Genomic DNA, 23,869 nt, shown 5'->3' on the forward strand with positions numbered 1-23,869 from the left:
CCCGAGCCGTCCAACACCGATGCCCTGCCCGCCGTGGTCTCCGAGGAGCTGACCCGCCAAGGCGTGGAGGTGGCGACCGTCCGGGCGGTCGTGGCCACACCGTGAGGAGAGGTCATGGAGCCGGGCAGGAAGACACCCGACCACCGGGTGAAGGCGAACGAACGGTTCGCCCGCCACCAGCGCCGAGGCGAGGCCCGCCTGCCGGGCATTGTGGCCACCGTGGTGGCGATCGTGCTGTACGCGGCGCTGCCGGGCAGCTGACGCTCGGCCAGCGGTTCCTGCTGGCGGCGTTGAGAACGACGACGCCGTCGAGGAGGTCGCCGACGGCTCCTCCCGCAGGAGCGATTGGGCGCCCACCCTGATGGACTACCTCTACGTGTGGGTGACCAACTGCGTGTGCCGGTGAGGTCGAGCAGGCGGCCCGGACACTCTCCGGAGATGTGCGTGCGGCCGGGTCCGCAATCGGGCCGGGCCGCAGGCATGACGCCGCCGGGTCCGGGCAGGCGCTCCGTGGAGCCGACCACGCCGACGCGCTCGGCGTGGTCGACCACCGGGTCAAGGGCGACCTGCACCGCTTCAAGGCCTTCATCGAGAACCGCGGCCGGGCCACCGGCTCCTGGCGCGGCCGCATCGGCCCCGACTGACACCGGCCCGGGCGACACCGACACCGGGCACCTGGACGGAACCTGAGGAGGCGTCATGCCGCGAGGATCCAGCCCCAAGCGCGAGCGGCAGTACGAGCACATCAAGGAGGGCCTGCGCGAGCGCGGGGAGAGCGAGGAGCGGGCCGAGGAGATCGCCGCACGCACCGTCAACAAGGAACGCGCCCGGCACGGCGAGTCGAAGACCGCAAGCCGCTCCTCCACTCACGACATCTCCTCCGCCCGCCGCGGCGGCCTGCACTCCCACAGCGGTGCCAAGGGCCCGACCTACGACCAGCTGTACAACGAGGCGCGGCAGCGCAACATCAAGGGCCGCTCCACGATGAACAAGAAGCAGCTCGAACAGGCCCTCGGACGCTGAGGACCGCAGCACCCTGCCCTCCCGCTCGACCCGGCGGGTGACGGTGGCGCTGTTGTGGTCCGGCCCCGTCCCAACCGCAGCAGGTCCTCGGGACCGTCCGGAGCCCCGGGGGCCGTCCCCGCAACTGCGGCATGGCATACGTCCTGTGCGCTGTGGTCGCCAGGTGCGAACAGCGCCCCGGGCACACCGCCGGCGCACACCGCCGCTGTGAACGCGGTGTGCGCCGGCGGTGTGCGGGTGGGTGGTTCGCGTGGGGTTATGGGGCTGGGATAGCCTCTGGCGCGGCGCGTTCCCGTGCCGCCCAGGATCCGTGGCGTATACCGCCGGACCCGATTGCCGGGGCCGCGGGGCTGCGGGGCTGCGGGCCTTGCTGCTCTGTTCGACGGAGGCGACCTTCGATGGCTGGCACGACGAAGTCCGGTGCGGTCCCGCAAGGACGCAAGCCGCAGGACTCAGGGCCCGCTCAGGTCGGGGAGCCGGAGCTGCGGCAGTTGCTGGCGGGGCTGACGGCGGTGCGCGACGGCGACTTCGGCACCCGCCTGCCAGGTGATGCGGACGGCCTGCTCGGGGAGATCGCCACCGTTTTCAACGGCATGGTCGACCAGCTCTCGCTGTTCACCTCCGAGGTCACCCGGGTGGCCCGCGAGGTCGGCACCGAGGGCCGGCTCGGCGGCCAGGCCGAGGTGCCCGGGGTCTCCGGCACCTGGAAGGACCTGACCGACTCGGTCAACGCGATGGCGGGCAACCTCACCACCCAGGTCCGCGACATCGCCCAGGTGGCCACCGCGGTGGCCAAGGGCGACCTCTCGCAGAAGATCGACGTCGCGGCGCGGGGCGAGATCCTCGAGCTGAAGAACACCGTCAACACGATGGTCGACCAGCTCTCCTCCTTCGCCGACGAGGTCACCCGGGTGGCCCGCGAGGTCGGCAGCGAGGGCCGGCTCGGCGGCCAGGCCCAGGTCCCGGGCGTGGCGGGCACCTGGCGCGACCTGACGGACTCGGTCAACTTCATGGCCGGCAACCTCACCGACCAGGTCCGCAACATCGCGCAGGTCACGACCGCCGTCGCCAAGGGCGACCTCTCCCAGAAGATCACCGTGGACGCCCGCGGGGAGATCCTGGAGCTGAAGAACACCGTCAACACGATGGTCGACCAGCTCGGCTCGTTCGCCGGGGAGGTCACCCGGATGGCCCGCGAGGTCGGCACCGAGGGGATCCTGGGCGGTCAGGCGGACGTCAAGGGCGTCTCCGGCACCTGGCGCGACCTGACCGACTCGGTCAACTTCATGGCGGGCAACCTCACCGGCCAGGTCCGCTCCATCGCCCAGGTCGCCACGGCGGTGGCCAAGGGCGACCTCTCGCAGAAGGTCAACGTCACCGCCCGCGGGGAGATCCTGGAGCTGAAGGAGACCATCAACACGATGGTCGACCAGCTCTCCTCCTTCGCCGGCGAGGTCACCCGGGTGGCCCGCGAGGTCGGCACCGAAGGGCGGCTCGGCGGCCAGGCAGACGTCCTGGACGTCTCCGGCACCTGGCGCGACCTCACGGAATCGGTCAACGTGATGGCCGACAACCTCACCGCCCAGGTCCGCTCCATCGCCCAGGTCACCACCGCGGTCGCCAAGGGCGACCTCTCGCAGAAGATCCGGGTCGACGCGCGCGGGGAGATCCTGGAGCTGAAGGAGACCATCAACACGATGGTCGACCAGCTCGGCGCCTTCGCGGACGAGGTCACCCGCGTCGCCCGCGAGGTCGGCACCGAGGGGAACCTCGGCGGCCAGGCCACCGTCCGGGGCGTCTCGGGCACCTGGAAGGACCTGACCGACAACGTCAACGTGATGGCGTCCAACCTCACCGGCCAGGTCCGCTCGATCGCGCAGGTCGCCACGGCGGTCGCCAGGGGCGACCTCTCGCAGAAGATCAACGTCGAGGCCAAGGGCGAGGTCGCCGCGCTGGCCGGCGTCATCAACACCATGGTCGACACCCTCTCCGCCTTCGCCGACGAGGTCACCCGGGTGGCCCGCGAGGTCGGCACCGAGGGCACCCTCGGCGGCCAGGCCCGGGTGCCGAACGTCGCCGGGACCTGGAAGGACCTCACCGACAACGTCAACTTCATGGCGCACAACCTCACCAGCCAGGTGCGCAACATCGCGCAGGTGACCACCGCCGTGGCCAACGGCGACCTGACCCGCAAGATCGACGTCGACGCCCGCGGGGAGATCCTCGAGCTGAAGGAGACCATCAACACGATGGTCGACCAGCTCGGCGCCTTCGCGGCCGAGGTCACCCGGGTGGCCCGCGAGGTCGGCAGCGAGGGCCGGCTCGGCGGCCAGGCCGAGGTGGAGGGCGTCTCCGGCACCTGGAAGCGGCTGACCGAGAACGTCAACGAGCTGGCCGGCAACCTCACCCGCCAGGTCCGGGCCATCGCCGAGGTCACCAGCGCCGTCGCGGCCGGTGACCTGACCCGCTCCATCACCGTCGACGCCTCCGGCGAGGTCGCGGACCTCAAGGACAACGTCAACTTCATGGTGGAGTCGCTGCGCGAGACCACCCGGGCCAACGAGGAGCAGGACTGGCTCAAGTCCAACCTGGCCCGGATCTCCGCGCTGATGCAGGGCCGGCGTGACCTGCGGGTCGTCGGCGAGCTCATCATGGACGAGCTGACCCCGCTGGTGACCGCCCAGTACGGCGCCTTCTACCTGGCCGAGGAGAGCGGCGGCGGCACCCGCCTCCAGCTCATCGGCTCCTACGCGTTCCCGCCCGGGTCCGCCCTCAGCGGCTTCGCCCTCGGGGAGTCCCTGGTCGGCCAGGCCGCCCGCAGCAAGCGCACCATCGCCGTCGACAAGGTGCCGGCCGGGTACGTCAGCGTCACCTCCGGCCTGGGCAGCGCCGAACCGCTCTCGCTGATCGTGCTCCCCATCGTCGTCGAGGGGCAGGTCCTGGGCGTCATCGAACTCGCCACCGTGCACGCCTTCACCCTGGTGCACCGCGACTTCCTGGACCAGCTGATGGAGACCATCGGCGTCAACGTGAACACCATCGTCGCCAACGCCCGCACCGACGAGCTGCTCGGCGAGTCCCAGCGCCTGACCGCCGAACTCCAGGCCCGCTCCGAGGAGTTGCAGGCCCGCCAGGAGGAACTCCAGGCTTCCAACGCCGAGTTGGAGGACAAGGCCGAGCTGCTGGAGGCCCAGAAGAGCGACATCGAGACCAAGAACCGCGAGATCGAGCAGGCCCGCCAGGAACTGGAGGACCGCGCCCACCAGCTGTCCCTGGCCTCCAAGTACAAGTCCGAGTTCCTTGCCAACATGAGCCACGAACTGCGCACCCCGCTCAACAGCCTGCTCATTCTGGCCCAGCTCCTCGCCCAGAACCCCAGCCGCAACCTGACGGCCAAGCAGGTCGAGTACGCCGGCATCATCCACTCCGCCGGATCCGACCTGCTCCAACTGATCAACGACATCCTCGACCTCTCCAAGGTCGAGGCGGGCAAGATGGACCTCACCCCCGAGCCCATCCCGCTGCGCAAGCTGCTGGACTACGCCGAAGCCACGTTCCGCCCGATGACCAGCCAGAAGAGCCTGAACTTCGCGGTCACCACCTCCCCCACCGTCCCCGCCGAGATTCTCACCGACGACTACCGGCTGCGCCAGGTGCTGCGCAACCTGCTGTCCAACGCGGTCAAGTTCACCGAGAAGGGCAGTGTGGAGCTGCGCATCGAGGAGGTCGGGGAGGCGCAGGCCCCGGAGGCGGCCCGGCGCGGCGGCCCGGTGATCGCCTTCCACGTGGTGGACACCGGGATCGGCATCGCCCCGCAGCACCTGGAGACGGTGTTCGGCGCCTTCCAGCAGGCGGACGGGACCACCAGCCGCAAGTACGGCGGCACCGGCCTCGGCCTGTCCATCAGCCGGGAGATCGCCTTCCTGCTCGGCGGTGCGATCACCGTGGCCAGCACCCCGGGACAGGGCAGCACCTTCTCGCTCTACCTCCCGGTGGCCAGGCCCGAGTACGCCGAGCTGGGCCAGGCCCCCGCCCGGGCGGCCCTGGAGAGCGGCGCGTCCTCGCAGGGGCTGGAGCTGGAGCCGGCGGGCGAACCGCAGCCCACCGCGACGCCACCGGCCGTGCAGGCCAAGCGGCTGCTGGTGGTGGAGACGCGCTCGGGCGGACTGCTGTCGCTGGTCGCCGAGAGCGCGGTCTCCCATCTGACGGCCCACGCCGACTTCGGCGACCAGGGTGGGTCGGTCGAACTGGTCACCGCCCTGGGGGCGGAGGAAGCGGCAGCCGCACTGGCGACCATGCCCTGCCACTGCGTCGTGCTGGAACTGGACCTGCCCGGCGGTGCCGCGCTGCGCCTGCTGGAGCAGATGGCCGGCGACGCGGCCCTGCACGGCGTCCCGGTCCTCGCGCACAACAACCGCCGTCTGGGCACCGAGCAGGAGGAGGCCCTCCAGGAGCGTGCCGCTTCCCAGCCGCTGGAGCTGATCTCCAGCCTGGACGAGCTGCGCGAGCGCATCGCCCTGCACCTGAGTGCCGATCAGCCCGGCGATGTCCTGCCGTTGGTGCGGGCGGAGGAGCTGCCGACGGCGACGCAGCAGGACATCGACCAGGCGCTCACCGGACGCACCGTTCTGGTGGTCGACGACGACGACCGGAACCTGTTCGCCATCACCGGCATCCTGGAGCTGCACGGGATGACCGTCCTGCAGGCGGAGAACGGTCGCGCCGCCATCGAGACCCTGACCGCGCACGGCGGCATCGATGTGATCCTGATGGACGTGATGATGCCGGAGATGGACGGCTACGCGGCCACCGCGGCAATCCGGGCGATGCCCGAGCATGCCGGACTCCCGATCATCGCGGTCACCGCGAAGGCGATGGTCGGGGACCGGGAGAAGAGCCTGGCCTCCGGCGCGAGCGACTACGTCACCAAGCCGGTCGACGCGTGGGATCTGATCAACCGGATCAAGCAACAGCTGCCCGCCTGACGGCGATGACCACATCCCCGCGAGATCCGTCCCAAGGAGCGAACGCCGTGCACGACCTTCATCAGCCGGGCGTTCCGCACCCCGCCGGCGAGAGGGGTCGGCCAGGCGCGCCTCAGGGCGCCATCGGGCGCCTCGCCGACACCGTGGAACGCCTGAGGCGCGAGCTGGAGCAGGCACACCACGACGCGCACGGCCGCGCGCTCCTGGACGTGGCCAAGGGTGTCCTGGTCGAACGGCTGAAGTGCAGCCCGCTGGAGGCCGCCGGCCAGTTGGAGACGCTGGCGGCCCAGACCGGCTCGTCGGCCATCGAGCTGGCCGCCGACCTGGTCAACCAGGCGTCCCGCGACCGGATCACCGACCTGGCCCGCGAGTTCGTCGCCGATGTCGCCAGGCCCGCCTCCCCCTCGATCGGGGTGCGGCTGCGTACCGCTGAGGCAGGTGCCACGGGTGACGCGCAGGCGATGGCGGACTCGATCCTCCAGCACGCCCTGCACCCGCTGGGCGCCACTGCCGTCGTGATCTGGGCCGCGAATCCCGACCAGTCCCTGACGCTGGCCGCCAGTGCCGGATTCACCCAGCAGGAACCGCAGCGCTGGCGGCACGTGCCTCCGGGCGTCCCCACCCCCGCGCGGCGCTGCCTGGACGAGCGGGCCGCCCTCAGCTACCCGACCTTGAGCGCCTCCCTCCTCGCCTCGATCGGGCAGAGCGAGCTCAGCGGCGGCCGTGTCGCCGTGCCCGCCGGTACTGGCGGCCGGATCGTCGGCGTGCTGGAGATCTGCTGGCCGCACCCGCTGCCCGAGCAGCCCCAGTCGGTGCAGCGGCAACTGGAAGTCCTCGCCGAGCTGTGTGCCGCCACCCTGGAGACCGCCCCCCACCTGGACGCGGCCGCCTCCACCGACCGCGACCCTCGGCTGACCGAACTGCTGGAACTCGCCGACGCGCTGACCGACTCCTGTCTGGTCCTGCAGCCGATCAGCGACGATGCGGGCAACGCGGCCGACTTCCTGATCCGCCACGTCAACCACCACTTCGTCGACTTCGCCGGCCGACCCCGTACCCGCATCGCCGGCGCCCGCCTCCTCGACGCCTACCCCCTGGCCGCCGAGCCGGGCGGGCTCTTCGAGAAGATCGATCACGTCCTCGCCACCGGCGAGCCGTTCCGCACCGACCGCATGACCCTCTCGGCGATGGTCGACGGCATCCCCATCACCACCGCCGCGCGCGTGGTCATCAGCCGGCAAGGCGCTCACGTCCTCGTCATGTGGGAGCTCGACGACGGCGCCGCCCAAGTCGCCAGCCTCCTTCAGCACGCCCAACGGCTGGGCCGGATCGGCGGGTTCGAGGAGAACCTCCTCACCTGCGAGATCGCCTGGAACGACACCCTCTTCGACCTGCACGGCCTGGCAGCGACCGCCCGGCCCCTCCCCCTCGACCAGTTGAGCGCCCATTCCCACCCCGACGACGCGCACTCGATCGGCCGTTTCCTGCGCACCCTGCTGCACCATGGCCGTCCGGCCTCCGTCGCCTTCCGCCTCCAGCGGGCCGACACCTTCGCCCGGCACATCCGGGTCGTCGCCGAACCGGTCCTGGACGACTCCGCCCGCGTCGTCGCGGTCCGCGGCGCCTATCAGGACGTCTCGGCCCAGCACTGGACCGAGGTCGCCCTGGCCGCCACCCGCGACCAGCTCGCCCACACCGAGCAGGAGGCCGCCGAACGGAGCCGCCTCGCCCTCCAGCTGCAGCACGCGATCATGCCGCCCAGCAGCGGGCCCGCCGACCTCTTGGGCCTGCGCATCGGCGTCCGCTACCGCCCGGCGGAGAAGGACCACCTGGTCGGCGGCGACTGGTACGACGCGGTGCCCCTGCCCAACGGCCAGGTCCTGCTGTGCGTCGGCGACATCGCCGGCCACGGCATCGAGGCCGCCACCGGCATGGTCGCCCTGCGCAACGCCCTGCGCGGCCTGGCCACCACCGGCGCCGACCCCGGCCAGCTCCTCGCCTGGCTCAACACCGTCACCCACCACTTCACCGACCAGGTCACCGCGACCGCCGTATGCGCGCTCTACGACCCCGCCACCGGCCGCCTGCGCTGGGCCCGCGCCGGCCATCTCCCCCCGATCCTGCTGCGCGGCGGCACCGCGACCCCGTTGCCGCCGGTCGCCGGGATCCTGCTGGGCGCCGTCGAAGGCGCCGAGTACCAGCAGGGCGAGATCCAGCTCACCAGCGGCGATGTCCTGCTGATGTACACCGACGGCCTCATCGAACGCCGCGACTGCCCTGTCTCCGATTCGATCGATGATCTCCTCGCCCTCGCCCAGGACGACCGCTCGCCCAACGGCCCGGACGACCTGGAACGCCGACTCGACCACCTCCTGCGCCACGCCGACGCCGACACCGACGACGACACCTGCCTGATCGGCGTTCGCGTCGACTGACCGGCGGTCCCCACCGTCGTACGGCGCCCTGGCTGGAGCGCCGCTGCGCAGTGGTGACGCAGACTCAGGTCCCCACTGCGTGAGGGGGTTCGGAAAGTCGCAGGCGTGCTCGCCACCGGCCCGGGTGGGCGACTGATCGTCAGAGCGACACCGGACGACGAAGGAGGGTGGCACCATCACCCGCGTCGACGGCTACTACGGCAGCAGCGGCACCGCCCTCTGACAGCACGTCAGCAGCTCGCCGCCCCACACCGGTGCCGCCGGTCCGCTCCTCCGGTGGGCGGGGGCGCGGCAGGGTCGGGCCGCCAGTGGGTGCGGAGACTGTCGGACGGCGCGCTCCGGCCGGTGCGTGGCGTGGGCCGGCCTGGGCATCGCGCCCCGGTCAATGGCCGGGACTGCGCAGGGTCTCCTTGATCTTGGCGATGGCGAAACCCCAGCCCTGCTCGACGGTCGGCTTCCCGGGGACCGCGAGCTCCTGAGGGTTCGTCAGGACGTCCAGCAGCACCGGTCCCGGGGTCTCGAAGGCCCGCCGCACTCCCTCCTCCAGCTCCCCCGGGCCGGTGACCCGGATGCCGGTCAGGCCCAGCGCGGTGGCGACTGCCGCGAAGTCCGGGTTGTCCAGCTCGGTTCCGAACTCCGGCAGCCCGGCCTGCTCCTGTTCGAGCTTCACCATGCCCAGTCGCCGGTTGTCGAAGACGATCAGCTTGACCGGGAGCCGGTAGGTCTTGATGGTCATCAGGTCGCCCAGCAGCATGCTCAGCCCGCCGTCGCCGCAGAAAGCGACCACCTGCCGCTCGGGGTCGAGGAGTTGGGCGCCCAGGGCCTGCGGCATGGCGTTCGCCATGGAGCCCAGGTTGAACGAGCCCAGCAGCGAGCGCCCGCCGCGCATCTCCACGAATCGCGACAGCCAGACGGTGGCCATTCCGGTGTCCGAGGTGAAGACCGCGTCCTCGCTCGCGCAGGCGTCGACGGCGGCGGCCAGCGCCTCCGGGCGCACGTCCCCGTCGTGGTTGTCGAAGGCGCTGCGCAGGCGGCCGAGCAGGCGGTGGTCGTGTTCGGGGTCGGTGAGCTTGCGCTGCTTGTCCTGCCAGTCGTCGAAGCGCTCGCGTGCGTCGTCCAGGTGCGCGCGGTCGGGCACCTGGGCCAGGTGCGGGAGCAGGGCCCGCAGGGCAGTCCCGACGTCACCGACCAGTGGAGCGTCCACGGCGATGCGGCGGCCGAGGTGACGCTCCCTCAGGTCGATCTGGATCACCTTGCAGCCGGTCGGGTACCAGTCGCGGTAGGGGAAGTCGGTGCCGAGCATCAGCAGGGTGTCACAGGAGTCCAGCGCGTGGGCGGCGGCGGGGTTGCCGATCAGGCCGGTCTGGCCGACCTGGTACGGGTTGTCCCCCTCGAAGCCCTCCTTGGCCTTCAGGGTGAGCACCATCGGCGCCGAGAGCCGCTCGGCCAGCTCCAGCACCTGCGCCCGCGCACCGCGGGCGCCCCGTCCGACCAGCAGGGTCACCCGCTCCCCCGCGTTGAGCAGGTCGGCGGCCGCCAGCAGGTCCTCCTCCGACGGTCGGGTGAGCGCCCGGGCGGGCGGGATGCGGACCTTCCGGTCACCCGGGACCTCTTGACCGCCCAGATCGCCCGGGACGGTGAGCACGGCCACGCCGCCTTCACCGACGGCCGCCCGCACAGCGCTCTCCAGCAGGCGCGGCAGTTGCTCGGGCGAGGTGATGGTGGCCCGGAACACCGCGACGTCCTTGAAGAGCAGGTCGTTGTCGACCTCCTGGAAGTAGTCGCTGCCGAGTTCCGCCAGCGGCACCTGCCCGGCGATGGCGAGCACCGGGGTGCCGCTCTTGGCCGCGTCGTACAGGCCGTTGAGCAGGTGGATCGAGCCGGGTCCGACCGTGCCCATGCACACGCCGAGTTTTCCGGAGAGCTGGGACTGGGCGCCGGCGGCGAAAGCCGCTGCCTCCTCGTGACGGCAGCCGACCCAGTCGATGCCTTCGGTGGTGCGGATCGCGTCGGTCAGCGGGTTGAGGGCGTCGCCCACCACGCCGAAGACGTGGCGCACGTCCAGCTCGGCCAGGGTGTCGACGATCAACTGGGCGACGGTACGGGTCACGGTGGTCCCTCCGGGGACGTCAGATGGTGAAGTGGTCAGGGTCGGCGGCGTGCCAGTCCTGGGCCCAGTCCTGGGGCGGGCCGGCGACGAGCTCCCCGGCCGCCAGCGGCGGGTGGATCTGCGCGTGGGAGAGGATGGTCTGTGCGTCCACCCTGCGGAGGAGCATGTGCGGTCCGAGCCGCGAGGGGTCGTCGACGCCCATGGCCGCCATGATCTGCAGCGCACTCTTGACCGTCGCCTCCTGGTAGCGGCGGGTGCGCTCGGCCTTGTCGGGAACGTGCAGCGCGCGGGCCCGGCGCGGGTCCTGGGTGGCCACGCCGACCGGGCAGGTGTTGGTGTGGCAGCGCTGGGCTTGGATGCACCCGAGGGCGAACATCATCGCGCGCGCTGCGTTGGTGAAGTCGGCGCCCTGCACCAGCCGCTTCACCAGGTCGCTGCCGGTGGCGACCTTGCCGCCGGCACCGATGCGGATCCGGTCCCGCAGGCCGCTGCCGACCAGAGCGTTGTGGACTGTCAACAGGCCTTCGGTGAGGGGCAGTCCAACGTGGTCGGCGAACTCCAGCGGTGCCGCTCCGGTGCCGCCCTCAGCACCGTCCACCACGATGAAGTCGGGGGTTACGCCCTCCTCCAGCATTGCCTTGCACACAGCCAGGAACTGACGTCGCGAGCCCACGCAGAGCTTGAAGCCGACCGGCTTGCCGCCGGCCAGCTCGCGCATCCGGCCAAGGAAGCGGACCAGTTCGCGCGGGGTCGAGAAGACCTGGTGGTACGGCGGGGAGATCACCGTCTCGCCCTGCGGCACACCGCGCACCCGGGCGATCTCCGCATTGACCTTGGCCCCGGGCAGGACGCCGCCGATGCCGGGCTTGGCGCCCTGGCTGAGCTTCAGCGACACGCACTTGACCTGCGGGTGCGCGGCCTTCTCGGCGAACTGGTCCGGGTCGAAGCCGCCGTCCGGCGTCCGGCAGCCGAAGTAGCCGGTACCGATCTCCCAGACCAGGTCGCCGCCCGGCCGCAGGTGGTACTCGGACAGACCGCCCTCCCCGGTGTCGTGGGCGAAGGACCCGAGCGCGGCACCGGTGTTGAGTGCCAGGATCGCGTTGGCCGACAGGGAGCCGAAGCTCATCGCCGACACGTTCAGCAGCGCCATGTCGTACGGCTGGGTGCAGTCCGGCCCGCCGATCCTCACCCGAGGGATCTCGGTGGGCACCGCCACAGGAGCCATCGACGGGACGAGGAACTCACGCCCCGGCTCGTACAGGTCGAGTTCGGTACCGAAGGGCTCCTCGGCATCGGTGCCCTTAGCCCGCTGATAAACGATGCTGCGGACGTCCCGGTCGAACGGGCGCCCCTCCAGGTTCCGCTCGACGAAGTACTGCTGGACCTCGGGCCGGATCGCCTCGAACACGAACCGCAGATGCCCCAGCACCGGGTAGTTGCGCAACACGGAGTGCCGGCGCTGCGCAAGGTCCCGAACAGCGAGCACGGCCAAGGCGAGCAGCGGACCCGCCACGACCCACCACCACGGCTCGCGGACCCCGGCCAACACCACGGCGACGGCCGCAGCAGCCGACAACAACCCAACCCACAGAATTCGCAGCACACCACGCGTCTAACCCAACCCGACCCGCTCAATCCACCTGAAGGCGCTCCCGGACGGCCGCGCGCGGACCGCGCGAACTTCGAAGGTCAGAGAGGGCAGCAAGGGTGGGATGGACAGCCGCTCGGGGCTCCCTCTGGCGGTGAACCTCGGCAGGGCCCGGCCGGGTTCAGCCGTCGCCCGGCGGATGTGCGGGGTCGAGTGGGGCGCACCCCGCCCCTCAGCCTCGGCGAGCAACTCCTGGAGGAGTTCCTGACCGCGGGCCGTACGACGGGCCCCCTCGACATGGCTGTCATCGCGCAGCGGTACACCCAGAACACCGGCTGGGCCTTCCGGACCGGGACGCTGCGGATCGGCGAGGACGCCAACTCGGGCCTGCGGGCCTGGTTCCCGCTGACGGCGCCGACCTCTCCCCGACCTGGTGCGCACCATCGACGAGGCGCTCGCCCGCTGGCCGCCCGACAGGTTCGCCACCGGTGTCTGATGATCGAGTGGCAGCCATCAGGGCCGACCGGACCGGTCTGAGCGCCTCCGTGGGGCTCAGACCAGTAGTCGGGCCAGGCAGTCCTCCAGGTCGAGGTACCCGCTCTCGGCACCGGCGGGGACCTGGGCGAAGGCGTCGTCCAGGAAGGCGCCCACCTGCGCTCCGGACACGCCGAGGACCGCGCTGCCGGCGGAGCCGTGCAGCTCGATGAGGAGCGTGCCGTCCGCGGCGGGGGCGATCAGGACGTCCCCCTCCCCGGCCGCCTCGCGGCGGCCGCGGTCGAGCAGGTCCCGGCCGAAGGTCCAGCACACCGGCGGCTCACCGCCCTCGAACGGGTGGACCTCCGCCACGCCCAGGAACACGGCGTACGGGTCGGAAGGGTCGTAGGCCAGCCGGCCCGCGAGGACCAGGTCCGGGTACGGGCTGCTCAGCACCCGTACGGCCAGGTGGTGCAGGACGGTCCTTGAAGCTCCCAACGCTCCCCCTCGGGACGGGCGGAGCGGCCGGGTTCACTTCCTCCGGCCGCTGTCTCGATGACCGGCTGCCCCGTCCGCGCCGGAGCACTCATGTGAAGACGGCGGGTGTGGGGCGTTGGGCATGACGGTGCTTCCTCGGACCGGACGCCGACCTTCCTTGTCGCCTCTCGGGGCGGACCGCGCCACAGGCCGACAGCCCCGGCGTCACGGAAGCTCGGATGCGGGGGCGACGAGTTCGGCGGTGCAGAACGCGCACCGGCGCGCCTGGGCGGGCACCACGGAGAGGCACTCCGGACAGTCCCGCTCGGGTGGCTGGACCTCGTGGCGCGGAGTGAGGCGCTCGTGCAACCTGGTGAGCGGCAGGACGACCACGAAGTAGAGCACCAGCGCGGTGAGCACGAGGGTGAGGGCGGCGTCGACGAAGCCGCCGTAGGGGAATTCGACGTGGTGGACGGTGATCGTGCGCCTGCTGAAGTCGCCTGTCGCGCCGGTGGCGAGGCCGACCAGCGGGGTGAGGAAGGCGCGCACCAGCGCGCTCACGACGCCCGAGAAGGCCGCCCCGATCACGATGCCCACGGCGAGCTCGACGACGTTGCCCCGCAGGACGAAGTCACGGAAGCCCTTCACTGACGGCTGCCTTTCCGTTGGTGCGTCGCCCGTACGGGCCGGTCCGGGGCCGGCGGGCAGCGGCTTGCGGCAGCCCCTGGGGGGTGCGACCTGCCAACTGATCCACCGATGCGACTGTTCTCACCACCGGGTTCGGCGGAACTCTCAGCCGATGTCGATGCCAGTGACCACCGCAGCGCCGATGCTCACCGTGCCCGGCGGGTAGCCGGCGGCGCCGAAGGCCCGCTCCGCCAGGTCGGTCGCCGCCGCGCCCGCGGCGGTGCGGTCGTCGGCCTTGACCTCCAGGCGCAGCACGAACGTCCCTTCCGACTCGTCGAGGGTCAGGACGTCGAGGTCGGGTACCGATTCGCCGACCTCGCTCGGGTCCGCGCCGCGCACAACGGCGAGCAGTCTGCGGCGCGCCGCCTCCTCCATCGGGTTCGGAACCGTTCCCGGAACAGTGATCACGTAGTTGCCCATGCCCTGCGTCTGACCTCTCAGCGGCACGCGAAACCCGATCGGCGTTCACCTCAGCCGCACGGCGTACGACCAGAGCGCTCTGAAGGGCGTTCGGCGGGTCAACCGGACGCCGCGGCCGGGGAGAACGGCCCACGTCGGTTCCTGCCGCCAACGGACGTGGGCCGGCCCCAGGAACACGATTGGCGCTGGGCGGACGCCACGGCGTCACGATGCCCTCCGGCTGCCGCGCGGGCCCTGACCTCTCAGGCCCTCCTGGTCACCGACGTCGTGCCGGACGCGTGGCCCAGCCACCCGGCAGGCCGGGCCCGACCGCCACCCGACCCACCGTGCGGGCGGCCCGCAGCCGCAGCTCCTCCAGGGTCTCGGCCTGGTGGTCGGCCCGGGCGACCAGCTCCGTCAGCCGCTGCCGGTCGAGGCGGCAACCCAGGCCATGGTGGCCGCTCAGGGCGGTCCAGAGCTGGCGCTTGCCGAGCACCGCGAGCCGCAGCGCCTCCAGTTCGACCAGGTCGGTGAGCGGGGTGCGGTGCCATAGCGAGCCGTTGGGCTTCAGCAGGCCCAGCAGTTCGCCGCCGCGGGCCAGCCAGACGGCCGACTGCCGTTCGGGGACGTCGAGTTCACGCATCACCCGGCGCAGCGAGGCCAGGTCGCCCTCCAGTTCCGCCGCCAACCGGCGCAGCGGCGGACGGGCGTCCGCGTCGAGGAGCGCCTCCGCAGTGCGGCAGGCCCGGCGGGCGGCTGCCGTCGCGGCGGCGAGGTGGTCGTTGAGGTAACCGGCCGACAGCCGGTACGGGGAGGTCATGGTGATGGGGTCCTCTTCGAGAGCGGTACGGAGAGCAGGGCATCCGCGCGCCTACCCCGTGCCCGCCGGTCGACGAACGGACCCTCGGCACCGGACTGCGGTCGACCGTCCGCTCGGCCGGCGCAGGCCCCGGCCGCCGGGACGGGGTGCCCCGGCGGCCGGATCTGCGCGGTGGGCGCGACGGCCCGCCGAGGGGGGATCGGCGGGCCGCTCCTGCACCCGCTCCTCCGTCTGACCCGTCCGGGCGACTCCAAACCTGACGATCCGTCCGCCGTGCGGCACCTCACGGCCGGCGACCCGCCGGAGGGACAGCTGCGGAGAACGGCCGATGTACGAGCGACCGCGTCTTCGAACCCGCGCCGATGCCTCCGCGCCCCGGTGGTCCACCTCACCGTGCGCGCCACCGTCCCGGCAGCCTTCGCCACCGGTGCCGTCCTCGCCCTGACGGCCCGCCGGGCCCGGCGCCGCTCGGGGCTCAGCTCACCGGCGTACCCGGACCAGGCGACATCGTGCTCGCCAGCAGCTGCTCCGTCAGCCCCTGTCGGCCACCCTCCGCGTACCAGCGGCGCTGACGCTGCGCGCCGTTGCCCTCCCGGGTGAACCCGCGCCACAGCGCGGCCACCCGTTCGGCGTCCCCGGCGGCAGCCAGGCCGGGTGCCGCGTACTCCCACAGTTCGGCCACCACCTCCGCCGCCGGACGGGCGCGGGAGGTGAGCGGCGAGACCAGCGAACCGGTCAGGCCGGTGCGGGCCGCGTGCCAGGTCGCGCCGCGCAGCAGTTCCTCGGACGGGACCGGCCACAGCCGCCCGGCCCGGGCGGCGAGCAGGGCGGAGGCCGCCAGCCCGCGGATCACACCGGCGAGGAGTTCGGCGTCGGCCACCGTCAACTGCACGTCCGCCGCCCGGACTTCGACGGTGGGGTAGCGGGCCGACAGTCGCGCGTGCCAGTACAGCTGGCCCCGGTCCGCAATGACGCCGGACTCCTCCAGGGCGTGCAGCCGGGCCCGATGGTCGGCCGCGTCCGCGAAGTGCGGGGGCGGCCCGCTGACGGCCCAGCGGTCGAACTCCACGGTGCGCCAGCTGGCGAAGCGGCTGTCCGTCCCGCCCCGGTACGGGGAGTTCGCGGCCATCGCGACCAGGACCGGGAGCCAGGGCCGCAGCCGGCCGAGCACCGCGACCCGTTCCTCCTCGTTCGCGATGCCGACATGCACGTGCATCCCGTTCAGCAGCAAGTCGTCGACCAGCAGCGGCGCCTGACGCTCCGCCCGGCGGTAGCGGGCCACGTCGGTCACCCCGACCGGCTGCTCCGCGTCGAAGGGGGCCGACCCGACGGCCACCACCCGGCAGCCGTGCCGGGCCGCCGCCACGCTCAGGCCGCCACGCACCCTGGCCAGGTGCCGCTGCACCTCGGCCAGTTCCTCGCACACCGGGGTCGCGGTCTCCACCTGCGCCTGGAGCAGCTCGTGCTGCGCCTCCTGCTCGCGCAGCGCGGGCGCCAGCCCGGCCGTGGCCAGCACCTCGGCGGCCAGCGGGACCGGCGCGCCGTCACGCGGGTCGACCAGCAGGTACTCCTCTTCGACTCCCAGAGTCAGCATGCCGCCCGGCTACCCGGTTTCGATCACTTCACACGGCCGCGCCTCCGACACGGTGGACGGCCGGCGCTCCGGTTCGAGACCGGCGATCCGTTTCACCGGGTCGAGACCGGCCGGCCAGGCGTACCGGTGCCGACGGCGTCGCGGAAGCACGCGCCGACAGCCACCGGGGTCTGCCGATGCCGAGTCCCCCGGGGCTGCGGGCTGGGTGCAGGAGCGCGTCGAAGGTGTGCAGCCGGCCTGCGGGCACCTCCGCGACGGGACACCACGCGCATGCGCGGACCGGTGCGCTGTTCGGGGGGCCGACGAAGTTTCCACGCATGGGTTCCGCCACCCTGGGCAGGCGAGCCGCCGACACCGACTCTGGAGGTACGCGTGGTTCCCCTTCTTCTTGTGCTGCTGCTGGTTCTGGTCCTGTTCGGCGCCGGCTTCGCGCTCAAGGCACTGTGGTGGGTGGCGGTGTTCATCCTGGCGATCTGGCTGATCGGCTTCTTCGCCCGCAGCACCGGTGCCTCCGGCAGCCGCGGCCGCTGGTACCGCTGGTAGTACCCGTCGGCCGGGGCTCGGCGATCCGAGCCCCGGCCGTGCCCTGTCGCCGACCTGCCGATCTGCCGAGGTGAGACACCGTGACCGACATCGCGCGCCTGCCGGGTGCCTTCAACCACCACTGGAACTGGCAACTCGCGGCGAGGTGCCGGGACCTCGACAGCGCCGTCTTCTTCCATCCCCCCGGCGAACGCGGGGAGGCCCGCGGCGAACGCGCGGAGAACGCCAAACGGATCTGCCACACCTGCCCGGTGCAGCAGGAGTGCCTGCGGCACGCCCTGCAGGTGCGCGAACCGTACGGCGTGTGGGGCGGCCTCGCCGAGGAGGAACGGGCCGCCCTGCTCGGGCCCGTCCGCTCGGCACGCACCGCACGCGCGGCCTGACGGACCGTCTGCCCCTCGGGCCCTGCGGTGGCCAGTACCCCGCCGTCCCCGGCCGCGCGGCAAGACACATGAGTGTTGCTGAGCGGCACGTCCACGAAGCCGAGAACTCGGTGGGCGCGCTGGTGGCACAGACGACCCAGCAGATGTCGGAGCTGGTGCGGCTGGCCCGGGCGGAGATGACCGAGTAGGGCAAGCGGTACGGGATCGGCGACGGCCTGACGGGTTTCCTCGCGTCGCAAGCCCTCACCTGTGCCGCGATCGCCGCTCTGTACCTGCTGCTACCGCTGTGGGCGGCGGCGCTGATCGTGGCTGCCCTCCTGGCAGTGGCGGCTGCCATCGCGGCGATGGCCGGCAAGAAGCAGAACGCGAAGGCCGGCCCGCCCGCGCCGGAGCAGACCATCGAAAGCGTCAAGGCCGACGTGGCCCCGATCAAGGAGCACACACACCGATGACCACCCAGCCCCCCGGCGACGAGCCCACGCCCATCCCCGAGCACCTGCGTGAGCAGGTCGAGCACACCCGCGACGACCTCGGCCAGGCCCTCGAACCCCTGGCCGACAAGGCCGATGTGAAGGCCGGCCTGCACGAGCAGACCACCGCCCTGAAGGAGCAGGCCGCCGAGAAGACGGCGCAGCTCAACCACCGGCTCCACGACGGCGCCGAGCAGGCCGTCCAACTGCTGAAGGACAAGACCCCCGATCCGGTCCTCGACCTGGCCGCCAGCGCGGCCGAGCACCTGCACGAGGCGGCGGCACGCGCCGGATACCTCGCCGTCGACCAGGCCCCCGACAGCGTGCGGGAGACGGCTGGCCGCCTCGCCGCCCAGGCCCGCGCCCGGCGGACCCCGCTGCTCGCCGCAGCCGCCGTTCTCGCTCTGGTCCTGCTCGTGCGGCGGGGACGGAGGCACCAGTGAAGAAGTCCAAGATCGCCTACAAGCCCGTCGGCCTGCTCCTGGGAGCGGCGAGCGGCATGCTCGCCGGCGCGGCCTTCAAGCAGCTGTGGAAGGTGGCCGGGCACGATGACGACGCCCCCGATGCCACCGACGAGGACCGCACCTGGCGGGAGGTCCTCCTCGCCGCAGCTCTCCAAGGCGCGATCTTCGGCCTGGTAAAGGCCGCCGTCGACCGGGGAGGCGCGACCGGCGTCAGGCGCCTGACGGGCACCTGGCCCGCCTGACCCGCGCCCCGCACGCCACGCGACGTCGCGCCCGGCTCCGTCGCCGCCGCCGCGATGAGGCGATCGCCGTTGACCACGGTGCGGACGTGCGGGAAGCCTGCGGCCGCCGGCGCGGGGTGGCCGGATCCGTGGCCGCGCCGCGCTCGCCACCATCAGCTCTGGAGGATGCCCACCTCACCGAGGTATCGAAGGCGGCGGATGCGTTGATGCGCGCCGGCCCGGTCGAAGTACAGGTCGATTTCGCCGCTCCCGCCGGACGCCACCTACCGATCCCATACCGCCCATGGGCAACGTCCCTGGCTGTCGGCGGGCGGCTGCACCCCGGCCGGGCTTCCTCGGACCGCCGAGCGCCCCGCAGCGCCTGCTCGTGCGCCTGGCCGACGGCACCCCCTGGGTCACCGCGCCCCTGGACAGCGGGCAGCGGATCGCGGTGGCGGCCGCGATCCGCCCCCTCCTGCGGCCCGCGCACCCGCCGAGCGTCACCCCTGCTCATCCACTGGCTGACCCACCGCCTTTTCCTCACCCTCACCCGGGAACCCCTGCCGGGCTGCAGCGCCTGGGCCGGACCGCCCTGCCCGCCGGGGGCGTAGGTTGGCCCGGTGAACCGCTTGGGCCGCTGCGGGCGGGCCTGCACAGAACCTTCACCCGAACGGGGGGAGTGGATCTGGACGCCGGGGGTAGTCGGGGGCGGACTGTACAGCTTGAGGGAAGGGACCGACATGGCCGTCGCCAGTGACGTACGCCGCCAGGACACGCGCACGCGAGCCGAGAAGGTCACCGCGCACCGCCGGCCGTCCGACGTCGCCCCGGAGCTGGCCGGCCTCGGCGAACTGCGCGAGGTGGCACCGAAGGACGCCCGGGACCTGAGCCGGGTGCTGCTGGTGCGGCTGGCCTCGCTGGAGGAGGGCACCCGCGAGTACTCCTACGTCCGCGGCTCCCTGGTGGAGCTGAATCTCTCCCTGGTGAGGTTCGTGCTGCGCCGCTTCGGCGCGCACCGCGACAGCATGGAGGACCTGATGCAGGTCGGCGCGGTCGGCCTGGTCAAGGCCATCGACCGCTTCGACCTCGACCAAGGGGTGGAGTTCACCACCTTCGCCGTGCCCACCATCCTGGGCGAGATCCGCCGCCACTTCCGCGACACCACCTGGGCGGTCCACGTCCCCCGCCGTCTCCAGGAGCTGCGCCTGACCCTGGCCAAGGCCCAGGACGCGCTCGCGCAGAACCTGGACCGGGCCCCGACGGTCGCCGAGCTCGCCGCCCATGTGGGCCTGTCCCAGGAGGAGGTCATCGAGGGCCTCACCGCGGCCAACGCGCACAGCACCGACTCCCTGGACGTGCCGGCCGGTGACGACGGCGGCGAGGGCCCCGGTGCACTCGCCGCCCGCTTCGGCGCCACCGACGGCCGGTTCGAGCTGGTCGAGGACCTGGTCTCGCTCCAGCCGCTGGTCGCCGCCCTCCCCGAGCGCGACCGCCTCATCCTGTCGATGCGCTTCACCGAAGAGCTGACGCAGTCCCAGATCGGCGAGCGCCTCGGCCTCTCCCAGATGCACGTCTCCCGCCTCCTGTCCCGCATCCTCACCCAGCTCCGCAAGGGCCTGGAAACAGCCTGACCCACTCGCCCGGGCCCGAGGGTGGCTGCCCTCTGGCCCGGGCATGGGGCCAGACACGACGAAGTTCCAGAAGGGGATGAAGATGTCGGCACACCATGACCCGACGACACGCGGCACAGCAGACATCGACGAGGAGGGTGTCCACGTCGAGGTGCAGCCAGCGCCCGGCCACACCGTGGTCGTCATATCCGGCGACCTGGACATCGAGACCTTGCTGCCCGCCAAGGAGGCGCTGGAGCGCGCCTTCTGGGACAACCAGGTCGTGATCGCCGACCTCGAACGGGTCACCTTCTGCGACTCCTCCGGCCTCAACCTCCTCCTGCGGGTCCGTGCGAACGCGATCGCCGCCGGCGCGCAGCTGCGGCTGGCGGCGGTGTCGGAGCCGGTGCGGCGGCTGCTGGAGATCACCGGCACCGATGCAGTCTTCGATGCCCGCCCCACCGTGCGGGCCGCTCTCCCGGACGCGTCGTGAACACCGTCGCCGCGCCACCGGCTGGGCGGTATCGGCAGATTTGTCGACTGAGTCGGAGCACAGCGGGCAGCCGAGGCTCAAGACCGCTGATACGAAGGGCTGACGGAATGAGCACACCCGGGCCGACCCTCAACGGCCATGGACCGACGGCCGCACTGACGTTGCCGCCTAGCGGGCAGCGCCGTCGGCTGCCACTTGCCGGGCAGCGCAGGCCCGTCGCGGCGGCGCGCGCCTTCGTCCGGACCGCGCTGGACGACTGGTCGTGGCCCGACCAGGGTGACATCGTGCTCCTGGTGGCGGAGTTGGTCGCCAACTCGCTGCTGCACGCCGACGGCCCGCTGGAGCTGGCCCTGGACGCCAACGGGCAGCGGCTGCGGATCGAGGTCAGCGACGGCTCCCCCGTCCTGCCCGCCGCCCGCGAGCCGCACCTTCCCGCACGACCGGGCGGCCACGGCCTCCACATCGTCGCCGGCACCAGCGACCGCTGGGGCGCCGCACCCCAGCCCTGGGGCAAGACCGTCTGGGCCGAGATCGACGCCCCGGTCCCGCAGCTCCCCTGACCGGCCCTCACCACAGGCCCCGTCGGGGCGCCGATCACGCAGCGGGCGATCGGTGCTGGCCGCCCCGGTCGCCAGCCAGGCGGCGGGCCGGGCGCCGGATCTGACGCGACGCCACCCGCGAGGCCATGTGGGCACGGGACGGTCTCATTCAGTCGGGGCCGGACTCCGGCCTCGGTCCGCTCTGCCAGGCGGCGCCAGCAGGTTGTGCCCGAGCCTGGGCAGAGCTCCTGCGGTAGGTGGTCCCAGCAGATCCCGGTATGCAGCACGAACAGGATGCCCTGGAACACCAGCCGGTCCGGGTGTCGCTTGCGGCCGGGATGCCGGGTTCGACACTCGACCTCAGGCAGCAGCGGCTTGATCACCGCCCCCGGCTCATCGTCGACCGTCCATGGCTCAGATCCCCCTGCTCCCCTGCTCCCCTGGCCCGCGGACTCCGGCGGTCGTCATCAGCCCCGGAGGGTTGGGGGAACCTGCCGAGACGGCGGGCGGTCAGTGGTGGGTGGTGGGCCGGTCGTCGTAGTCGGTGGTGCCGCCGTCCAGCAGCGGGGTCTCGGCCTGCTGCTTCATGTGCGCGGGCGCCAGCACGCGCAGCGCGTGATACCCCGTCAGCACGATGACGGTGCCCAGCGCGATCCCCGACAGCTCGAAGTCGTCCGTGAACTTCAACGTCACGTTCCCGATGCCGACGATCACGCCCGCCGCCACCGGCACGAGGTGGAGGGGGTTGGAGAGGTCGACCCTGTTGTTGACCCAGATCTGGGCGCCGAGCAGGCCGATCATCCCGTACAGCACCACGGTGATCCCGCCCAGCACCCCGCCCGGGATCGCCGCGATCACCGCGCCGAACTTCGGGCACAGGCCGAACAGGATCGCGAAGCCGGCCGCGCACCAGTAGGCGGCCGTCGAGTACACCCGGGTCGCCGCCATCACCCCGATGTTCTCCGCGTACGTGGTCGTCGCCGGGCCGCCGACCGCCGTCGACATCACGGTGGCGGCGCCGTCCGCCATGATCGCCACACCCATCCGGTCGTCCAGCCGATCACCCGTCATCTCGCCCACGGCCTTCACGTGCCCGGCGTTCTCCGCGATCAGCGCCACCACCACCGGCAGCGCCACCAGCACCGCCGACGCCGAGAAGCTCGGCGCGTGCAGCGTCGGCAGGCCGATCCAGTCCGCCTTCGAGACTCCCGACAGGTCCAGGCGCCAGTGGTCGACCACCTGACCCGCCCCGTTCGCGGAGTGGATCTGCCCGAAGGCCCGGTCGAACACCCACGAGATCCCGTACCCGAACACCAGCCCCAGGAAGATCGCGATCCGCGACCAGAACCCCCGCAGCGCCACCAGCGCGAACCCCGTGAACGCCATCACCAGCAGCGCCGTCCACTGGTCCTGCGGCCAGTACGTCCCCGCCGCCACCGGCGCCAGGTTGAACCCGATCAGCATCACCACCGCGCCCGTCACCACCGGCGGCAGGATCGCGTGGATCACCCGCGCCCCCAGCGCCTGCACCGCCGCCCCGCACGCCGCCAGCGCCGCGCCGACCACCAGCAGTGCACCGGTCAGCGTCGCCGCGTCCCCGCCCTGGGTCTTGATAACGGCCGCCACGCCCACGAACGACAGGCTCGACCCCAGGTACGACGGAATCCGACCACCCGTCACCAGCAGGAAGAAGACGGTCGCAACGCCCGACACCATCACCGCGAGGTTGGGGTCCAGCCCCATCAGGACGGGCGCCACGAACGTGGCCCCGAACATCGCCACCACGTGCTGCGCGCCGAGTCCGACGGTCCGTCCCCAGGAGAGCCGCTCGTCGGGCTTCACCACCGCGCCCGGTGCCGGGCTCCGGCCGTCCCCGTGCAGCTTCCACCCGAAGCCCGCGAAGCCCGCCATGGTCACGCTCCTCCCACACCACTGCCCGGCCCCGGGCAGATCGGAGCATCAGCTGATCACGGCGCGCGGGCCCGCACCAAACCTGCCACCCGCAAACCGGCCGAACGGACCGTCAGGACGTCAGGCGCGGCCCTGGTCCAGGTCCGGGGCACGGATAATGGCCGGGCCGCCGGCCGACCGCGTCGGCGGCACCGATCGACATCGACGGAGAGGCAGCGAAACCGATGACCCTGGAGGAAGGCCGACGCGTCAGGCTGGCCGAGGACCTCGCGATCGGCGAGGCGTTCGCCGGGGAACCCGGGGCCTCCGTCGGGTACCTCTCGCTGGCGGCCGGGCTCGAAGGCACCGTCGAGCGGGTGGACGGGGAGCTGGAGCCGAGTGCGGAGTCGCGCGAGTACCAGCGGCTCAGGGCGCTGTTCGAGGACTACGGGCACACCATGCCGGCGGCCAGCCGGGACCGGCTCGAAGCACAGGTGGCCGCGCTCGAACCGGAGTGGGCCGCCCAGCAGGCCCGCACCGACCGCGCCACCGTCCGGGTCCGGCTGGACAACGGCTTCGTCCTCGACCAGGCCCGGCAGGACATCCTCACCCCGCTCTGAGAAAGCGGAACGGCGGAGCCGGGCCGCACCCCCGAGTCGGGGGT

General features: G+C 72.3%; 22 protein-coding genes and 1 pseudogene. 14 read left to right on the forward strand and 9 right to left on the reverse strand.

Annotated features, from left to right (window positions below; genetic code table 11):
• Positions 1-114 precede the first annotated feature (114 nt).
• The 5 genes from ABT118_RS08245 (at position 115) to ABT118_RS08265 (ending at position 8,443) form a co-directional block, all read left to right on the forward strand.
• Complete coding sequence (locus ABT118_RS08245; protein ID WP_350645927.1) at positions 115-261, forward strand: hypothetical protein; 147 nt, start codon at positions 115-117, stop codon at positions 259-261.
• 179 nt (positions 262-440) lie between these two features.
• Positions 441-644 carry a hypothetical protein gene (locus ABT118_RS32730; protein WP_502884498.1) on the forward strand — a complete coding sequence of 68 codons (204 nt, stop codon included), beginning with the start codon at positions 441-443 and terminating at the stop codon, positions 642-644.
• 55 nt (positions 645-699) lie between these two features.
• Positions 700-1,023: a plasmid stabilization protein gene (locus tag ABT118_RS08255; protein ID WP_350645929.1), complete on the forward strand. Its 324-nt coding sequence runs from the start codon at positions 700-702 to the stop codon at positions 1,021-1,023.
• A 398-nt stretch (positions 1,024-1,421) separates the two neighbouring features.
• Positions 1,422-6,008, forward strand: a complete 4,587-nt coding sequence (locus ABT118_RS08260) for a HAMP domain-containing protein (RefSeq protein ID WP_350645931.1) — start codon at positions 1,422-1,424, stop codon at positions 6,006-6,008.
• 5 nt (positions 6,009-6,013) lie between these two features.
• The gene (locus ABT118_RS08265) at positions 6,014-8,443 is read left to right on the forward strand and encodes a SpoIIE family protein phosphatase (RefSeq protein ID WP_350645933.1); all 2,430 of its coding nucleotides are present in this window, start codon (positions 6,014-6,016) and stop codon (positions 8,441-8,443) included.
• Between the two features lie 382 nt (positions 8,444-8,825).
• Here the strand turns inward: ABT118_RS08265 and ABT118_RS08270 are convergent, their stop codons facing one another.
• From ABT118_RS08270 to ABT118_RS08300, 7 genes are all read right to left on the reverse strand, one after another.
• On the reverse strand, positions 8,826-10,553 hold the full coding sequence (locus ABT118_RS08270) for a thiamine pyrophosphate-dependent enzyme (RefSeq protein WP_350645935.1): 1,728 nt from the start codon (positions 10,551-10,553) through the stop codon (positions 8,826-8,828).
• 19 nt (positions 10,554-10,572) lie between these two features.
• Positions 10,573-12,156, reverse strand: a complete 1,584-nt coding sequence (locus ABT118_RS08275) for an FMN-binding glutamate synthase family protein (protein WP_502884499.1) — start codon at positions 12,154-12,156, stop codon at positions 10,573-10,575.
• A 537-nt stretch (positions 12,157-12,693) separates the two neighbouring features.
• Positions 12,694-13,113, reverse strand: a complete 420-nt coding sequence (locus ABT118_RS08280) for an SsgA family sporulation/cell division regulator (RefSeq protein WP_350645937.1) — start codon at positions 13,111-13,113, stop codon at positions 12,694-12,696.
• A gap of 204 nt (positions 13,114-13,317) precedes the next feature.
• Positions 13,318-13,740, reverse strand: a complete 423-nt coding sequence (locus ABT118_RS08285) for an MscL family protein (protein ID WP_350645938.1) — start codon at positions 13,738-13,740, stop codon at positions 13,318-13,320.
• Between the two features lie 144 nt (positions 13,741-13,884).
• Positions 13,885-14,199 (reverse strand): hypothetical protein, encoded by a 315-nt coding sequence (locus ABT118_RS08290; RefSeq protein WP_350645939.1) that lies wholly within the window; start codon positions 14,197-14,199, stop codon positions 13,885-13,887.
• Positions 14,200-14,455: 256 nt separating this feature from the next.
• Positions 14,456-14,998, reverse strand: coding sequence for a hypothetical protein (locus ABT118_RS08295; protein ID WP_350645940.1), 543 nt, complete (start codon positions 14,996-14,998; stop codon positions 14,456-14,458).
• A gap of 475 nt (positions 14,999-15,473) precedes the next feature.
• Entirely contained in the window at positions 15,474-16,592 is a 1,119-nt protein-coding gene (locus ABT118_RS08300; protein ID WP_350645941.1) for a carboxylate-amine ligase, read from the reverse strand.
• 372 nt (positions 16,593-16,964) lie between these two features.
• Here ABT118_RS08300 and ABT118_RS08305 point away from each other — a divergent pair, with 372 nt between their 5' ends.
• From ABT118_RS08305 to ABT118_RS08340, 8 genes are all read left to right on the forward strand, one after another.
• A complete protein-coding gene (locus tag ABT118_RS08305; protein ID WP_350645942.1) occupies positions 16,965-17,135 on the forward strand; it encodes a hydrophobic protein in 171 nt (56 codons plus the stop codon).
• Between the two features lie 80 nt (positions 17,136-17,215).
• Positions 17,216-17,518: a WhiB family transcriptional regulator gene (locus ABT118_RS08310; RefSeq protein WP_350645943.1), complete on the forward strand. Its 303-nt coding sequence runs from the start codon at positions 17,216-17,218 to the stop codon at positions 17,516-17,518.
• A 215-nt stretch (positions 17,519-17,733) separates the two neighbouring features.
• Complete coding sequence (locus tag ABT118_RS32735; protein ID WP_502884514.1) at positions 17,734-17,970, forward strand: phage holin family protein; 237 nt, start codon at positions 17,734-17,736, stop codon at positions 17,968-17,970.
• Positions 17,967-18,431 carry a DUF3618 domain-containing protein gene (locus tag ABT118_RS08320; protein ID WP_350645944.1) on the forward strand — a complete coding sequence of 155 codons (465 nt, stop codon included), beginning with the start codon at positions 17,967-17,969 and terminating at the stop codon, positions 18,429-18,431. Before ABT118_RS32735 ends, ABT118_RS08320 begins: the two co-directional genes overlap by 4 nt.
• Positions 18,428-18,694 carry a DUF4235 domain-containing protein gene (locus ABT118_RS08325; protein WP_350645945.1) on the forward strand — a complete coding sequence of 89 codons (267 nt, stop codon included), beginning with the start codon at positions 18,428-18,430 and terminating at the stop codon, positions 18,692-18,694. The genes ABT118_RS08320 and ABT118_RS08325 overlap by 4 nt, the downstream gene beginning before the upstream one ends.
• A gap of 719 nt (positions 18,695-19,413) precedes the next feature.
• Entirely contained in the window at positions 19,414-20,304 is an 891-nt protein-coding gene (locus ABT118_RS08330; RefSeq protein ID WP_350645946.1) for a SigB/SigF/SigG family RNA polymerase sigma factor, read from the forward strand.
• A gap of 43 nt (positions 20,305-20,347) precedes the next feature.
• Positions 20,348-20,776 carry an STAS domain-containing protein gene (locus ABT118_RS08335; RefSeq protein WP_350645947.1) on the forward strand — a complete coding sequence of 143 codons (429 nt, stop codon included), beginning with the start codon at positions 20,348-20,350 and terminating at the stop codon, positions 20,774-20,776.
• Positions 20,777-20,883: 107 nt separating this feature from the next.
• The gene (locus ABT118_RS08340; protein WP_350645948.1) at positions 20,884-21,336 is read left to right on the forward strand and encodes an ATP-binding protein; all 453 of its coding nucleotides are present in this window, start codon (positions 20,884-20,886) and stop codon (positions 21,334-21,336) included.
• Between the two features lie 161 nt (positions 21,337-21,497).
• On the opposite strand, the pseudogene ABT118_RS08345 reads toward ABT118_RS08340, so the two are convergent.
• Positions 21,498-21,698 (reverse strand): annotated as a pseudogene (locus ABT118_RS08345) (transposase); the annotation flags it as partial.
• Between the two features lie 127 nt (positions 21,699-21,825).
• Complete coding sequence (locus ABT118_RS08350; RefSeq protein ID WP_350645949.1) at positions 21,826-23,226, reverse strand: uracil-xanthine permease family protein; 1,401 nt, start codon at positions 23,224-23,226, stop codon at positions 21,826-21,828.
• A gap of 224 nt (positions 23,227-23,450) precedes the next feature.
• Between ABT118_RS08350 and ABT118_RS08355 the strand changes: the two genes are divergently transcribed.
• On the forward strand, positions 23,451-23,825 hold the full coding sequence (locus tag ABT118_RS08355) for a hypothetical protein (protein WP_350645950.1): 375 nt from the start codon (positions 23,451-23,453) through the stop codon (positions 23,823-23,825).
• Positions 23,826-23,869 lie beyond the last annotated feature (44 nt).

This window comes from Kitasatospora sp. NPDC002040, assembly GCF_040296785.1.
Taxonomy (GTDB): domain Bacteria; phylum Actinomycetota; class Actinomycetes; order Streptomycetales; family Streptomycetaceae; genus Kitasatospora.